At 69.5% G+C, this 15,502-nt stretch carries 13 protein-coding genes; all 13 read right to left on the bottom strand.

The genetic code is table 11. The features are described from left to right. Positions 1 to 26: 26 nt before the first annotated feature. Positions 27 to 3,233, bottom strand: coding sequence for an isoleucine--tRNA ligase (gene ileS / locus ACT3S3_RS02685; protein WP_444614821.1), 3,207 nt, complete (start codon positions 3,231 to 3,233; stop codon positions 27 to 29). Between the two features lie 293 nt (positions 3,234 to 3,526). After that, complete coding sequence (locus ACT3S3_RS02680; protein ID WP_301441973.1) at positions 3,527 to 3,685, bottom strand: hypothetical protein; 159 nt, start codon at positions 3,683 to 3,685, stop codon at positions 3,527 to 3,529. 49 nt (positions 3,686 to 3,734) lie between these two features. Next, a complete protein-coding gene (locus ACT3S3_RS02675; protein ID WP_441579161.1) occupies positions 3,735 to 4,778 on the bottom strand; it encodes a DivIVA domain-containing protein in 1,044 nt (347 codons plus the stop codon). A 177-nt stretch (positions 4,779 to 4,955) separates the two neighbouring features. Next, positions 4,956 to 5,252: a YggT family protein gene (locus tag ACT3S3_RS02670; RefSeq protein WP_301441975.1), complete on the bottom strand. Its 297-nt coding sequence runs from the start codon at positions 5,250 to 5,252 to the stop codon at positions 4,956 to 4,958. A gap of 6 nt (positions 5,253 to 5,258) precedes the next feature. Further along, positions 5,259 to 5,843, bottom strand: a complete 585-nt coding sequence (locus ACT3S3_RS02665) for a cell division protein SepF (RefSeq protein ID WP_301441976.1) — start codon at positions 5,841 to 5,843, stop codon at positions 5,259 to 5,261. Between the two features lie 70 nt (positions 5,844 to 5,913). Further along, positions 5,914 to 6,666: a peptidoglycan editing factor PgeF gene (gene pgeF, locus ACT3S3_RS02660; protein WP_301441977.1), complete on the bottom strand. Its 753-nt coding sequence runs from the start codon at positions 6,664 to 6,666 to the stop codon at positions 5,914 to 5,916. Continuing rightward, positions 6,647 to 7,933 (bottom strand): cell division protein FtsZ, encoded by a 1,287-nt coding sequence (ftsZ, locus tag ACT3S3_RS02655; protein ID WP_301441978.1) that lies wholly within the window; start codon positions 7,931 to 7,933, stop codon positions 6,647 to 6,649. The genes pgeF and ftsZ overlap by 20 nt, the downstream gene beginning before the upstream one ends. Before the next feature lie 148 nt (positions 7,934 to 8,081). Continuing rightward, positions 8,082 to 8,795: a cell division protein FtsQ/DivIB gene (locus ACT3S3_RS02650; RefSeq protein WP_301441979.1), complete on the bottom strand. Its 714-nt coding sequence runs from the start codon at positions 8,793 to 8,795 to the stop codon at positions 8,082 to 8,084. 6 nt (positions 8,796 to 8,801) lie between these two features. Further along, entirely contained in the window at positions 8,802 to 10,256 is a 1,455-nt protein-coding gene (murC, locus tag ACT3S3_RS02645) for a UDP-N-acetylmuramate--L-alanine ligase (RefSeq protein WP_301441990.1), read from the bottom strand. Positions 10,257 to 10,294: 38 nt separating this feature from the next. Next, positions 10,295 to 11,413, bottom strand: coding sequence for an undecaprenyldiphospho-muramoylpentapeptide beta-N-acetylglucosaminyltransferase (gene murG / locus ACT3S3_RS02640; protein ID WP_301441980.1), 1,119 nt, complete (start codon positions 11,411 to 11,413; stop codon positions 10,295 to 10,297). Between the two features lie 3 nt (positions 11,414 to 11,416). Beyond that, positions 11,417 to 12,910: a peptidoglycan glycosyltransferase FtsW gene (locus ACT3S3_RS02635; protein WP_301441981.1), complete on the bottom strand. Its 1,494-nt coding sequence runs from the start codon at positions 12,908 to 12,910 to the stop codon at positions 11,417 to 11,419. Then, entirely contained in the window at positions 12,907 to 14,367 is a 1,461-nt protein-coding gene (murD, locus tag ACT3S3_RS02630) for a UDP-N-acetylmuramoyl-L-alanine--D-glutamate ligase (RefSeq protein ID WP_301441982.1), read from the bottom strand. The genes ACT3S3_RS02635 and murD overlap by 4 nt, the downstream gene beginning before the upstream one ends. Positions 14,368 to 14,397: 30 nt before the next feature. After that, complete coding sequence (gene mraY, locus ACT3S3_RS02625) at positions 14,398 to 15,498, bottom strand: phospho-N-acetylmuramoyl-pentapeptide-transferase (RefSeq protein ID WP_301441983.1); 1,101 nt, start codon at positions 15,496 to 15,498, stop codon at positions 14,398 to 14,400. Positions 15,499 to 15,502 lie beyond the last annotated feature (4 nt).

The following is a 15,502-nucleotide window of genomic DNA, read 5'->3' as shown; positions in this document are numbered from 1 at the left end:
CGGGGCAGGTCGACGACGCGGCGGGACTACACCTTCGCCACCTCGGCGGTGACCCCGTCGCCCACGTCGTGACTCAGCGTCTCGTCGACGACCACGGTCACGGAGGTCGCGAGCACCTCGCCGGCGATCGCGTCGGCGTGCCGGTCGGCCCACTCCCGCTTGTCCGCCGGCACCGACAGCGTCAGCGTGATCCGGTCGGAGACGTCGAAGCCGGACGCCTTGCGTGCGTCCTGCACACCACGGACGCGGTCAGCGGCCCAGCCCTCGGCCTCCAGCTCGGGGGTGACGGCGGTGTCCAGGACGACCAGGCCGTCGCCGCCCGGGATCTCCGTGGTGTTGTCCGGGTCGACCGCCACCAGCTTGCGGCTGAACTCACCGTCGACCAGCTCGATGCCGTCGGCGGTGACCGTGCCGTCCTCGGCGACCGTGTAGTTGCCGGTCTTCACGGCCTTGATCACGGTCTGGACGTTCTTGCCCAGGCGCGGGCCGGCCACACGTGCGTTGACGACGACCTCGAAACGACCCACGGAAGACACATCGTCGGTCAAGGAGATCTCCTTGACGTTGACCTCGTCGCGGATGATCGACGAGAAGTCCGCCAACGCAGCGGACTCCGGCAGGGCCACGGTCAGCCCCGGCAGGGGCAGGCGGTTGCGCAGCTTGTGCGACTTGCGCAACGACGACGCCGCCGAGCAGACCCCGCGCACGGCGTCCATCGAGGCCACCAGGTCCGCGTCCGCCGGCAGTTCGTCCGCCGACGGCCAGTCGGTCAGGTGCACCGACCGCTCACCGGTCAGACCCCGCCAGATGACCTCCGTGGTCATCGGCAGCAGCGGGGCGGCGATCCGGCACAGCGTCTCCAACACGGTGTAGAGCGTGTTGAAGGCCTCCGGGTGGCCGTCCTCGCCGGAGTCGCCGGCCCAGAACCGGTCACGCGAACGACGCACGTACCAGTTGGTCAGCGCATCGCAGAACTGACGGATCTCGTCGGTCGCCGCAGCGATGTCGGTGGCGTCCAGCGAACCGGTGACCGCCTCGACCGTGTCGTGCAGCTTGGCCAGGATGTAGCGGTCCAGGACGTTCGACGAGGAGGTGTCGTACTGCGCCGGGTTGTGCGCGTACAGCCGCAGGAACGAGTAGGCGTTCCACATCGGCAGCATCGCCTGACGAACACCCTCACGGATACCCTGCTCGGTGACGATCAGGTTGCCGCCGCGCAGGATCGGCGAGCTCATCAGGAACCAGCGCATCGCGTCCGAACCGTCACGGTCGAACACCTCGTTGACGTCCGGGTAGTTGCCCTTCGACTTGGACATCTTCAGTCCGTCGTCGCCGAGCACGATGCCGTGCGAGACGACCTTCGTGAACGCCGGACGGTCGAACAGCGCCGTCGAGAGCACGTGCAGCAGGTAGAACCAGCCACGGGTCTGGCCGATGTACTCCACGATGAAGTCCGCCGGCGAGTGGGAGTCGAACCACTCCTTGTTCTCGAACGGGTAGTGCACCTGCGCGAACGGCATCGACCCGGAGTCGAACCACACGTCCAGCACGTCCGGCACGCGGCGCATCGTGGAGCGGCCCGTCGGGTCGTCGGGGTTCGGGCGGGTCAGCTCGTCGATGTACGGGCGGTGCAGCGACTCGGGACGCACCCCGAAGTCCGCCTCCAGCTCGTCCAGGGAGCCGTAGACGTCGGTGCGCGGGTAGGCGTCGTCGTCGGACACCCACACCGGGATCGGTGAGCCCCAGTAGCGCGAGCGCGAGATGTTCCAGTCCCGCGCGCCCTCCAGCCACTTGCCGAACTGCCCGTCGCGGATGTGCTCCGGGATCCACTCGATCTGCTCGTGGTTGAGCTCCACCATCCGGTCACGGAAGGACGACACGGACACGAACCAGCTCGGCAGCGCCATGTAAATCAGCGGCTCACCGGAGCGCCAGGAGTGCGGGTAGGAGTGCTCGATGGTCTGGTGGCGCACCACCCGGCCGGCGGCCTTGAGGTCCTTGATGATGTCCTTGTTGGCGTCGAAGACCAGCTGGCCCTCGTAGTCCGGCACCAGCGAGGTGAACTTGCCGTCCATGTCCACCGGGACCACCGTGTCGATGCCCTCGGCGTTGCAGGTCAGCATGTCGTCCTCACCGAAGGCCGGCGCCTGGTGGACCACACCGGTACCGTCCTCGGTGGTGACGTAGTCCGCCGCCAGGATCCGGAAGGCACGCTTCTCCCCCAGCTCCGCACGGTCGGCGAAGTAGCCGAAGACCGGCTCGTAGGTCAGCCCCACCAGCTGCGCGCCGGTGAACTCCGCGACGACCTCGGAGTCCTCGCCGAGCTCCGCGGCGTAGGCACCCGCCAGGTCCTTCGCAAGCAGGACGCTGCGTCCGGCGATCGCGTCCGCGCCGTCCTGCGCGGCGGTGACCAGCACGTAGGACACCGACGGGTTGACCGCCAGCGCGAGGTTCGACGGCAGCGTCCACGGGGTCGTCGTCCAGGCCAGGGCGGACGCCTCGGCGAGCGCCGGGTTGGCGGCCAGCGTCTCCACCGCGGCGGTGCCCGGCTGCGCACCGGTGACCGGGAAGGTCACCGTGAGCGTGGGGTCCTGACGCATCTTGTAGGAGTCGTCCAGGCGGGTCTCCTGGTTCGACAGCGGGGTGTGCTCGGCCCACGAGTACGGCAGCACCCGGAAGCCCTGGTAGATCAGGCCCTTGTCGTAGAGGTCCTTGAACGCCCAGATCACCGACTCCATGTAGGTGATGTCCATGGTCTTGTAGCCGTTGTCGAAGTCCACCCACCGGGCCTGCCGGGTGACGTAGTCCTTCCACTCGTCGGCGTAGCGCAGCACCGACGTCGCGCAGTACTCGTTGAACTTCGCCAGGCCCATCTTCTGGATGTCGCCCTTGTCGGTGATGCCGAGCTGCTTCTCCGCCTCCAGCTCCGCCGGAAGGCCGTGGGTGTCCCAGCCGAACACCCGCGGCACGCGGTAGCCGCGCATCGTCTTGTAGCGCGGGACGATGTCCTTGACGTAGCCGGTCAGCAGGTGACCGTAGTGCGGCAGACCGTTGGCGAACGGGGGGCCGTCGTAGAAGATGTACTCGGGGGCGCCCTCACGGTTGTCGAGGGACGCCTGGAAGGTGTCGTCCCGACCCCAGTAGTCCAGGACGTTCTCCTCCATCGTGGGGAAGGAACTGGTGCCGTCCGACATGTCGGTGTGCGGGTACGCTCCGCCTGCGGGGGTGCTCATCGCGGACTCCTCGTAAGTTGGTGTGCTTCTCACGGTCCGCGGGGACGAGAGCCCGGCACAACGACCGGACCACGCGGTACCACCCCGCTTGGGCTCCCCGACGACACCGCCGGACCGGGGAATCCCACTTGTTCCTACGGCTGTGACGTGCCGCGACCACGTCCGGCTCTACTCGGCGCAACCGGGGTGGTTGAACGCCTTTCTTCCGGATCGCTCCCCGGTGATGGCCGGATCAGTGCGAATGAAAGGCCCCGCACGGCGGTGCGGGGCCGGTCATCAATGAAGTATACGTGTCACTGTCTGCGGCGGAGAATCAGGTCCACCACGAAGACGGCCAGGCCGACGACGGCGACCCCGATGCAGACCCACGCCCAGAACGTGGATCCCACGTACAGGGCCACCAGCAGAGCCAGGAACCCCAGGAGGGACATCAGCAGGGACAGTGCGAGCATCTCGGTTGCCGTCCGTCCTCGTCCGTCGTCGTCAGACCCGGGAAGGGCCTTACTTCTCGCCGAAGTCGATGTTGGAGTTCGGGGCCGCGGTGCTGCGGCTGTTGAGCTCCTCCAGCTGCGACTCGAGGAAGGTCTTCAGGCGGGTACGGTACTCCCGCTCGTAGGTACGAAGCTCCTCGATGCGGCTCTCCAGCGCGGACTGCTGCTTCTTCACCGTGGTCATGATCTCGGTGTGCTTGCGCTCCGCGTCCTTCTGCAGCGCGTCGGCCTTCTCCTGCGCCGCGCGGACCTGCGCCTCGGACTGTGCCGTGGCGTCCGAGATCAGGGTCTCGGACTTCTGCGTCGCGTCGGCGACGAGGGTGTCAGCCTTCTGCTGCGCCTCGGCCACCGACTTGCGGGCCTGCTGGTCGGCGTCGGCCAGCTGCTTCTCGGAACGCTTCTGCGCGTCGGAGAGCTGCGAGCTCGCCTTCGTGTTGGCGTCCTCGAGGGTGCGGTTGGCCTCGTTGCGGGCGTCGTCCAGCATGCCCTGCGACTCGGTCTTGGCGTCGCCGGTGAGACGGTCCGCCATCTCCTGGGCCATGCTCAGCACGCGGGCGGCCTGCATGTGGGTGTCCGCGTTGGCGGTACCGGCGGCCGTGGCGGTGTCCGCCGGGGCCTGGGCCTGGGCGGCGGCCGGAGCCTGGTTGGACTGTGCGGAACTGGCGGACTGGGCAGCCTGGGCCTGCGCCGACTCGGCGCGCTTGTCGGCGGCGGCGGCCTTGTCCTCGGCGGCGTTCGCGCGCTTCTCGGCGGCGGCCGTGGCGTCCTGCGCCTTGGCGAGCTCGGCCTCGAGCTCGGACACCCGGGCACGGGCCTCGTCCAGCTCGGCGCTCAGCGCCGAGTCGTCCGACGAACCGGTAGCGGCGGCGGCGACCGGTGCCGCGGCACCGGAGCCGGCCTGGCCGCGCAGGTCGTCGTTCTCGTCCTGCAGCTCGGCCAGCGTGTCTTCGACGAGATCGAGGAACTGGTCAACCTCGTCCTCGTTGTAGCCACGCTTGCCGATCGGCGGCTTGCTGAATGCCACGTTATGAACGTCAGCGGGAGTCAACGGCATCGGTAGTTCCCTTCACAGTCGATGTGTTCCGCCAAGCCTAGTGGGGCCGGACGGTGAGTCGGTCACGATCTTATCAGCGACCACGGTCATGAGGCTTCAGGTTCAACCTCATGTGTAGTCTTTCAGGTCAGTTATACAGCAGGCGTTTTCCCACCTGCAAGAACGCCCCACCCCGCGTCACACACTGTTGGCGATACCCAGCAGCACGGAGGTGAGGATCGAGATGCCGAAGAACAGCACCAGAACCGACACGTCCAGGGCGACCCCGCCCAGACGCAGCGGCGGGATGATGCGACGCAACGGCTTGACCAGGAAGTCGGTCAACACGAAGATCGGCTCGGCGATCAGCGCGAAACGCCGCGACGGCCTCCACTGCCGTGAGAAGGACCGGATCATCTCGATGATCACCCTCGCCAGGAGGATGAACCAGTACAGCCGGAGGAGCAGGGCGATGAAATAGAGAGTGGCAGCCACGGTGTTCTACTGGTCCTCCACCAGCTGGTCGAGCTGGCTCTGGTCTAGGGTCACGGAAGCGGGGATCAGCGCGAAGTTGCGGATACCGCCGAGCTTCTTCAGCGTACCGTCGAGCCCCTTCGCGAGACCAACGGAGAAGTCCAGGACGCGGCTCGCCTCCGACTTCTCCATCGCAGAGAGGTTGAGGACCACGATGTCCCCCGCCTTGAACTCCGTGGCCAGTTCCCCGGCCTGCTGGAAGGAGCTCAGTGCGAGACGCACGACCTGCGGCTCACGCGACTGCGCCGGCGACACCGGGGCCACAGGGGCCACCGGGGTCTCCGCGCGCCGCGGCGTGCGCGGGGCGCGGTAGTCGTAGTCGGAGCGCTCGGACCGCGCAGGACGCTCGGCGCGCTCGGCACGCTCCGTGCGGTCGGGACGCTCGTAGTCGCGGTCCCGGTCACGGTCGTCCTCGCGGTCCTGGTAGCGACCGGAGGAACGGTAGCCGCCGCGGTCCTCCTCGAACTCGTCGCGGTAGTAGGGGTCATCGAAGCTGTCAACGTCACCGAAGCCGAAGAAATCCTTGACCTTCCCGGTGATTCCGTCTGCCATGGTCTGTCTCGCTTTCTCTGGGATGTGTCGTGCGGGGATCGTCTACTGTCGAAATTACCGGGAAGTCCGGTCAGGCGTCGGGAATCCAGATCACGGAGGCTTGGCGGCCCGTGCGCCCCTCCCTCCGGTAGGAGAAGAAGTTCTCCTCGGAGACGGTGCTGCGCGGGTCGGCGTCGACCGAGCGGACACCCTCACCGAGCAGTTGACGGGTGATCCCCGCGCGGATGTCCAGACCCGGGGTTCCGCGTGATGTCGTCGTGCGTGACCCCGGCAGACGCCCCTCGACGTCGGCGGCCATCTCCTCGGGCACCTCGTAGTCCACACCGGCGGCCGCGGCACCGAGCAGGGCGTGGATGCGCGCCGGCACAGCGCCGAGCTCCACCATGCGCCGCAGCGTCGCGGGCACCACGCCGTTGCGCGCGCCCATGCGTCCGGCGTGCACGGCGGCGACCACCCCAGCCTCCTCGTCGGACAGCAGCACCGGCACGCAGTCCGCGGTCAGCACGACCAGGGCCACACCGGGCTCGGCGGTCACCAGGGCGTCGGTGAACTCCACCGGCGCGCCGTCCAGTTCGTCGAGCATCTCCGCGGTGACCACGGTGACGTTCGGCGAGTGGATCTGCTCCATGTACACCATGCGGGACTCGGGCACACCGATCAGCCCGGCGAGCCGGGCACGGTTCGCCGCGACGGACGCCTCGTCGTCGCCGACATGGCCGGCGAGGTTGAAGGAGTCGAAGTCTCCCGTGGACGCACCGCCGTGTCGGTCGGTGACGACCTTGCGGACGCTACGTTCCACCGGCTCAGAGGAAGGTCGGGACATCGAGATCGTCGTCTCCGTCATCGCGGCTGTCACGGTTGTCGCGACGGTCGCCGTTCGAGGTGAACAGGCCCGAGGAGTTCGCCGGCTCGGAGGAACCGGGCACACCCGAACGGGTACGGCGGGTGAAGCTCGTCGACTCCTCCTGCTGACGCTGGGCGGCGGGCGCCTCCTCACCGTTGAAGATCCCCGGCTGGGACTGCTCGGCGGCGGGCTGCTGGGCACGCTGTGCCGGCTGGGACTGCTGTGCCGACTGTGCCTGCTGGTTGTTGGAGGTCTCCGGCGCGCGGTGCTGACCGCGGCGCGGCTGGGCGACCACGTTCGGCGAGTCGTCGAAACCGGTGGCGATGACGGTCACGCGGACCTCGTCGCCGAGCTGGTCGTCGATGATCGTGCCGAAGATGATGTTGGCGTCCTCGTCGGCGAGGTCCTGGACGATCGTGGCCGCCTCGTTGACCTCGAACAGCCCCAGGTCGGAACCACCGGCGAAGGACAGCAGCACACCCTTGGCGCCCTGCATCGTGGTCTCCAGCAGCGGCGAGTTGATCGCCAGCTCGGTGGCCTTGCGGGCACGGTCGTCCCCACGGGAGCTGCCGATGCCCATCAGGGCGGAACCGGCGTCCGTCATCACGGAGCGCACGTCGGCGAAGTCGACGTTGATCACGCCGGGCGTGGTGATCAGGCGGGTGATGCCCTCGACACCGGAGTGCAGGACCTCGTCGGCCTTGCGGAAGGCGTCCATGAGCTGGAGGTCCGCGTCGCCCATCTTGAGCAGGCTGTCGTTCGGGATCACGATGAGCGTGTCGCAGACGTCGCGCAGGGCCTCGATGCCCTCGAGAGCCTGCTTGGAACGACGCTGCCCCTCGAAGGTGAACGGGCGGGTGACCACACCGACGGTCAGCGCGCCCTTCTTCTTGGCGATGTTGGCGACGACCGGGGCGGCGCCGGTACCGGTGCCGCCACCCTCACCACAGGTCACGAAGACCATGTCGGAGCCCTCGATGACCTCCTCGATCTGCTCCTTGTGGTCCTCGGCGGACTTGCGTCCGACCTCGGGGTTGGCGCCGGCGCCGAGCCCGCGGGTCTCGGCCTGGCCGATGTCGAGCTTGGTGTCCGCGTCGGTGAGCAGGAGTGCCTGCGCGTCGGTGTTGATCGCGACGAACTCCACACCCTGCAGGTTCGCGTCGATCATCCTGTTCACGGCGTTGACACCACCGCCACCGACACCGACGACGGTGATCTTGGCGAGGTGGTTGTCGTAGAGGGTCATGGTGTGCGCTCTCTTTCCCGATGTTTCGGCCAGTGTCTGCCCGTGTGCTGTCGCTGCTAACTCTGCGACCAATTGTGTGTGACACGGCGGTGATTTCCGCGCACATTTTTCGTGCGTGTCGTATCCCTCAATGTGGGGTTGAGGGTTCTCACTCCCGGACGGAGGGCATCGCCGGGTTGGAGACGTTCCACCGGTCGCCCTCGCGGGTGAGGACCACCCGGGTGGCCTCGGCCTTCTCCTCGGCACGGTCCGCCGACCCCCAATAGACCTCACGGCCCTCCGGGAAGCGCAGGGTGAGTTCCTCGGCGGAGGACGCCTCCAGTTCCTCGACCTGGTCGCGCAGCTCCGCCGGCAGGGCGGCGAGCGCCTCGCCGGCGGCGGTGAGCGCGTCGGAGTCGTCGGCGGACGCCCGTACCGGCACGGCCCCCTCCGGGCTCTCGCCGCGCAGGAAGACCCGGCCGCGCTCGTTGATCACCAGCGGACCGTCACCGTCACCTTCGACGACACCGACGGCCTCGAACTCGGTCACCTGCACCCGCACCGAGGACGGCCAGTCGCGCGACACGGTCACCTTCTCCACCCACGGCAGGGCCGACACCGAGCGCGCCGCCTCGTCCGTGTCGGCGAAGAGCAGGTTCTGCCCCTCCACCGACGCGGCCGCGGAGATCACGTCCTCCGGCGCCAGCCGCTGCGTGCCCTCGACCTCGATGGAGCGCACCTGCAACAACGGACTGAGGACGAGCACCACCGCCAGGACGACGACCAGGACGAGCCCGCCCAGGACGACGGCCAGACGGCGGCGACGCCGCGGGTCACGCCGGTTGCTGCGGTTGCGGCGGTTGCGACGGTTGTTGCCTGCCATCGGCGATCAGGCCTCGCCCAGGGCGCGGAGGATCTCGTCGGCGAGCATCGTGACGGTGCCCGCCCCCACGGTCAGCACCACGTCCCCGTCGGTCGCCAGGCCGGCGACCAGGGCCGGGGCGTCGGCGAAGTGCGGTTCGTAGTGCACCTCGGCGGACCCGTCGATCCGGTCGGTGATGATCCTGCTGTCGAGACCCTCCACCGGCTCCTCACGGGCGCCGAAGATGTCGAGGACCACCGCCACGTCCGCCAGGGACAACGCCTCGGCGAACTCGTCGGCGAAGGCCAGCGTCCGGGAGTACAGGTGCGGCTGGAAGACCGCCACGACACGACCGGCACCACCGGTCTGCTCCTGGCGTGCCACGACCTTCTCCCGTGCCGCGGTGACCACCGCGCGCACCTCGGTCGGGTGGTGGGCGTAGTCGTCGTACACCTCCACCCCGCCGACGGCGCCGTGGTACTCGAACCGGCGACGCACCCCGTCGAAGGAGGCGACACCGGCGGCCATCCCCTCGGCCGAGGCGCCGACGAGCACACCGGCGAGCAGGGAGGCCACGCCGTTGAACAGCATGTGCAGCCCCGGCGTACGCACGGTCACGGAGACTTCAGCGACATCAGCGGAATCACCACCGAGCCGGACCTGCGCCTGCGTGCCGCCGTCGGGCAGCGTCGAGGTCGACAGGATCTCCGCGCCGACGGGGACCGAGGGGTGCGCGGCCACGGCGTCGGACGTGCCGTAACCCAGCACGCGCACCCCCTCGGCCACCTCGACGCGTCCGGCGACGACCTGCTCGCCGAGGTGGGCGCTGCCCTCGTCGTCGAGGCAGACGACCAGGGCACCGCCGGCGACGACGCGTCCGGCGAACTTGCCGAACACGTCCCGGTAGGCCTCTTCGGTCCCGAAGAAGTCGAGGTGGTCGGGCTCCACGTTGGTCACCACGGCGACCTCGGGCGAGTAGGACAGGAAGGAGCCGTCGGACTCGTCGGCCTCGGCGACGAAGACGTCCCCGGTCCCGTGGTGGGCGTTGGTGCCCGCCCGGTTGAGCTGACCGCCGATGGCGAACGACGGGTCCATGCCCGCGTGCTGCAGGGCCACGACGGCCATCGAGGTGGTCGAGGTCTTGCCGTGCGTGCCGGCCATGAGCACCGCCCGGCGGTCCTCCATGAGCAGGGCCAGCACGTCGGAACGACGCAGCAGCGGCACGCCGGCCTCGCGGGCGGCGACGAGTTCCGGGTTGTCCTGCGGGATCGCCGCGAAGGACGTGACGACCGCGTCCGGCAGGACGCCGTCGCCGGCCAGCGTGAGGTTCTCCGCCCGGTGGCCCACGGCCACCTCGGCGCCGGCGGCACGCAGGGCCAGGACGACCCGGGACTCCTTCATGTCCGACCCGCTGACCTGCACGCCACGGTCCAGCAGGATCCTGGCGATGCCGGACATGCCGGCACCACCGATGCCGACCATGTGCACGCGGTGGAGGTCACCGAGGTTGTACTTGTCGCTCACTTCTTCTCCCCTGCCTCACTGATCACGATCTGGGCGATGCGGTCCGCCGCGTCGCGGTGCCCGGCGGCCGCGGCGGCATCGCCGGCGGCCTGCAACCGGGTGCGGTCACGCAGCAGCGGGACGACCTCGCGCGCCACGCGTCCGGCGTCCAGCTCGGCGTCCGGCACGATCACCCCGCCACCGGCGGCGACGACGGGGCGGGCGTTGAGCTCCTGCTCACCGTTGCCGTGCGGCAGCGGCACGTACACCGCGGGCAGACCGCAGGCGGAGATCTCCGCCACGGTCATCGCGCCCGAGCGGCACAGCACCATGTCCGCCGCCGCGAGGGCGAGGTCCATGCGGTCGATGTAGGGCACGGCGACGTACGACGCGCCACCGTGCGCAGCCACGTCCGGCGCGTCGTTCTTCCGGCCGTAGGCGTGCAGGACGTCGATCCCGGCGTCGGCGAAGGTGCCGGACGCCGCGGCGACGGCGGAGTTGATCGACGCCGCCCCCTGGCTGCCTCCGGTGACGAGCAGGACGGGACGCTCGGGGTCCAGCCCGAAGAACTCGCGGGCCTGCGCGCGCAACGCCGCGCGGTCCAGCGACAGCAGGGACTCACGCACCGGGATGCCGACGACCTCGGCCTCCCCCGACTTGCCGCCGAGACCGGAGTCCCCGGAGGCCGCCAACGCACGGGCGCCGAGACGCACGCCGAGCTTGTTGGACATGCCGGCACGCGCATTGGCCTCGTGCACCACCACGGGCAGACGCAGCGACTTCGCCGCCAGGTACGCCGGGGCGGACACGTAGCCGCCGAAACCGACGACGACGTCCGCACCCACCTCGCGCAGCGTGCGACGGGTCTGCCGCAACGCCCCGACGAGCCGGAACGGCAGGGTGAACAGGTCCTTGTTCACCTTCCTCGGCACCGGCACCGCCGGTATGAGCTCCAGGTCGAAACCGCGGTCCGGGACCAGGGTCGTCTCCAGCCCGCGGGTGGTGCCCAGGGCGGTGACCCGGGCGTCCGGACGGGCGCGCCGGACGGCGTCGCCCACGGCGAGTGCGGGTTCGATGTGCCCGGCCGTCCCGCCGCCCGCGAGGACGACGGACAACGGACGGGAAGAGGGGGACACGGCTCAACGCCTCCTGCGGTTGTACTGCTGACTTGTGTGGTTGGTGCTTCTGGAACTTCGGGTGCTCCGGGAACTCCGGGGCTCCGGGAGGGGTTCCCGCTCGCCACGGTAGCGCGGCTCGCCGGCTGCTCCGGACGGTTCACCGGGCGGCGGTCGACGCCGACGCGTCACCGGTTCACCGTACCGCTTCGGCTGCTCCCGGACACGCTCCCGACGCTCCTGGCCCGGACGGTACGGTTCGGGCTCCGGGAGGAACAGGATCCGGTCGATCAGCGGCCTGCCCTCGTGCTGCATCGACGACACCGTCGCCGGTTCGTGCCGGGCGATGTTGGCCAGCAGGCCCAGTGAGGCCAGGGTCACCACCGCCGAGGAACCGCCGGCGGAGATCAACGGCAGCTGCACACCGGTCATCGGGAACAGACCGACCACGTACCCCATGTTGTAGAACGCCTGGACGGTGATACCCATCGTCAGCGCCGCGGCCAGCAGCCGCAGGAAGGGGTCGGTCTGGGCCGTGGCGGTACGGATGCCGAACCAGGCCAGCACACCGAAGAGGATGACGACCAGGCCTGCGCCGAGCAGGCCGAGCTCCTCACCGAGGATGGCGAAGACGAAGTCGTTCGCCGCCTCGGGAAGGTAGAGCCACTTGGCCCGCGACTGGCCCAGCCCCTGGCCGAGCAACCCTCCGTCGGAGAGCGACAGGATGCCCTGCCTGGACTGGAACGTCGCGCCACGGGAGGTGGCGTCGTTGAAGCTCAGGGTGAAGGTCTCGGTCCAGGAACTGAACCGGGCGCTGCGGAAGGCGTGCTGGAGGCTGAAGATCACGCCGAGCACCGCCGCCACCGCCAGCACGGACAGCAGTGCCACGGTGCTCACGCCGGCGAAGAACAGCATCGCGGCGACCACGGCTGCCAACGAGAGCATCATGCCCAGGTCGTCCTGCAGCAGCACCAGGCCCAGGATCACCGCCGCCACCACGAAGAAGGGGTTCAGCACGAAGCGGGCGGAGTTGCTCACCCGCGAGCGGGCGGCGACCACGGCCGCGCCCCAGACCGCCAGGGAGAACTTCGCCACCTCGGAGGGCTGGATGCCCACACCGGCGAAACGGATCCACGAGTTCGAGCCGACCTCGGTACCGCCGACACCGATGCCGGGGATCAGCACCAGGATCAGCAGCACCACGGAGATCCCGAGGAAGACCACCGACAGGTTGCGCACCGTGGACGGGGTGATCCGCAGGAAGAACCACATGCCGACCAGACCCGCGGCGACGACCACGGCCTGCTTCATGAACTCGCCGAAGACGCCGGTGTCGCTGTCGATGGAGGTGACCATCGAGGAGGAGAGCACCATCGTGAGCCCGATGAGCACGAGGATGGCGGTCACGCTCATGATGACCTTGTAGTTGAACTGCGGGGTCGCCAGGACGCGGCGACCGCGCTCCCGGATGCCCTGCCACGGCGACTCCGTGCGGGTGGGCTGGTCCTTCACGCTCATGGCTCGCCGTCCTTCCGTGCCGCCGCGGCGAAGAGGTCACCGCGGTGGGACATCCCGTCGTACATGTCCAGCGACGCCGCCGCCGGCGCCAGGACGACGGACACCGCAGAGTGGCAGGACGCCGCGAGGTCGCGTGCGGCGTCGACCGCCTCGCTCATCGCCGCGACCGGGTCGGTCTCGTCGACCACCCGCACCGGCACGTCCGGGGCGGCGAGCGCCAGGGCGTCGGCGAGGACCGCGCGGTCCACGCCGAGCAGCACCACGCCGCGCAGGCCCGGGGCCACCTCGGCGACCATCTCGTCGACGGCGGCACCCTTGAGCTGACCACCGGCGACCCAGACGACGTCCGTCAGCCCGCGCAGTGCGGCGGTGGCGGCGTGCGGGTTCGTGGCCTTGGAGTTGTCGATCCAGCGCGCGCCCTCGGTCTCGGCGACGACCTGGCCACGGTGGGCCTGCACCCGGAAGTCCGCCAGCGCCGCGGCCACCGCGGAGGTGGACACCCCGATGCTGCGGGACAGGGCCGCGGCCGCGGCGGCGTCGGCCACCCCGGCGGGCCCGGGAGGCGAGATGCCCTCGGTGTCCGCCAGGTCGGTGAGCGTACCCGTGGAGGTGTCGAGTTCGACGAGCCGGCCGTCGCGCACGCCGGTGACCGTCGAGGCGGGGTCGGCGACTTCGGCGGGGTCCCCGGTGGTGAACGCGCGGCGCTCCCCCGTGACACCGGAGCCGCCCGAAGCACCGGCGACCACGCGGGCGTCGTCGGCGGCGACCACGGCGACGTCACCGGTCAAGGCACGCATCTTGTCCGCGGCGTAGTTGTCGAAGGAGCCGTGCCAGTCGAGGTGGTCCTCAGCGAGGTTGAGCACGCACCCGGCGTCCGGTGCGAAGTCCGGCGCCCAGTGGAGCTGGAAGCTGGAGACCTCCGCGGCCAGCACGTCCACCCGCGGTTCGGCGAGCAGCGCCTCACCGGGGGGCGTGCCGATGTTGCCGACGGCGAGCGAGCTGCGTCCGTCGGCGCGCAGGATCGCGTCCAGCATGGCCGTGGTCGTGGTCTTTCCGTTCGTCCCGGTGACCGCCAGCCAGGTCCTCGGCGCGCCGAACAGTCCGGCACGGTCGGCCAGCCAGGCCGCCTCGACGTCGCCGATGACGGGCACGCCGGCCTCTCCCGCCGCCACGGCGACGGGTCCGTCCGGACGCCACCCCGGCGAGGTGATGACGAGGGCGAACGCCCCGTCGGAAAGCAGTTGGACAGCGTCGACGACGGTGACGGCGCGGGCACCGGTCTCCTCGGCGAGTCGGCCGCCGGCGGCGACGTTGTCGTCGGCGATCGTGACCGCACGGTCGGGCGCACCGAGGCGCCCGAGGCACCCGAGCATGCGGGCGACACCGGCACCGGCCACGCCGGCACCGGCCACGAGGACGTCCCCGTTACGTATCGCCTCGACGGTCTGGTTCACCATGTGTGATCGCTCTCCTGTCCTGAATGCATCTTACAGTGGCGAGTTGCTCAACCACTCCGAGTAGAACACCGCCACACCGACGACGGCGAACAACGCCGACAGCAGCCAGAAGCGCACGGTGACCGTGGTCTCCGCCCACCCCCCGGCCTCGAAGTGGTGGTGGAAGGGTGCCATGCGGAACACACGGCGACCCGTGGACTTGAAGGACACCACCTGGATGACCACGCTGGCGGCCTCCATCACGAACAGCAGGCCGACGATGATCATCAGGAGTTCGGTACGCGAGGCGATCGACAGCCCGGCGACCAGGCCACCGAGGGCCAGCGAACCGGTGTCACCCATGAAGATCTTCGCCGGTGCGGCGTTCCACCACAGGAAGCCCACGCAGCCACCGAGGCCGGCGGCCGCGAGCATCGACAGGTCCAGCGGGTCACGCACCGCGTAGCAGCCGGCCTCGGCGGCGCCGGAGCAGGAGTTGCGGAACTGCCAGAAGGTGATGACCACGTAGGCCGACAGCACCATCGCGGTCACGCCCGAGGCCAGTCCGTCCAGCCCGTCGGTGAGGTTCACCGCGTTCGACCACGCCGAGATGACGAGGTAGATGAAGATCAGGAACAGGATCGTGCCCACGACAGCACCGCCCACGGCGAGGTCGAGGGTGTTGATGTCGCGGGTGAACGACAGCTTCGTCGACGCCGGCTTGAGACCGTCGGCGTTGGGGAACTGCAGTACCAGGAAACCGAAGATCAGGGCGGTGACCAGCTGGCCGGCGAGCTTGGCCTTGGCGTTCAGCCCGAGGTTCCGGCCCTTGATGACCTTGATGTAGTCGTCGGCGAAGCCGAGCCCGCCGAGTGCCAGGGTCAGTCCCAGCACCAGCCAGCCGGAGACACCGGGGCCGGTGCCGTTGGTCAGCAGACCCACGAGCACGGCGGCGAGGTAGCCGACGGTGATGCCGGCGAGGATGGCGATACCGCCCATGGTGGGCGTACCGCGCTTACGCAGGTGGGACTTCAGCCCCTCCTCGCGGATCTCCTGGCCGATGCCCTCGGCGGAGAACCGCCGGATCAGGACCGGGGTCAGGAAGATCGAGACGAAGAACGCCGCGAGTGCGGCGACGATGATCTGTGTCATGGCT

This window comes from Corynebacterium sp. AOP40-4SA-5, from assembly GCF_052377355.1.
Lineage (GTDB): Bacteria > Actinomycetota > Actinomycetes > Mycobacteriales > Mycobacteriaceae > Corynebacterium.
This window is presented reverse-complemented; position numbering and strand designations above follow the sequence as displayed.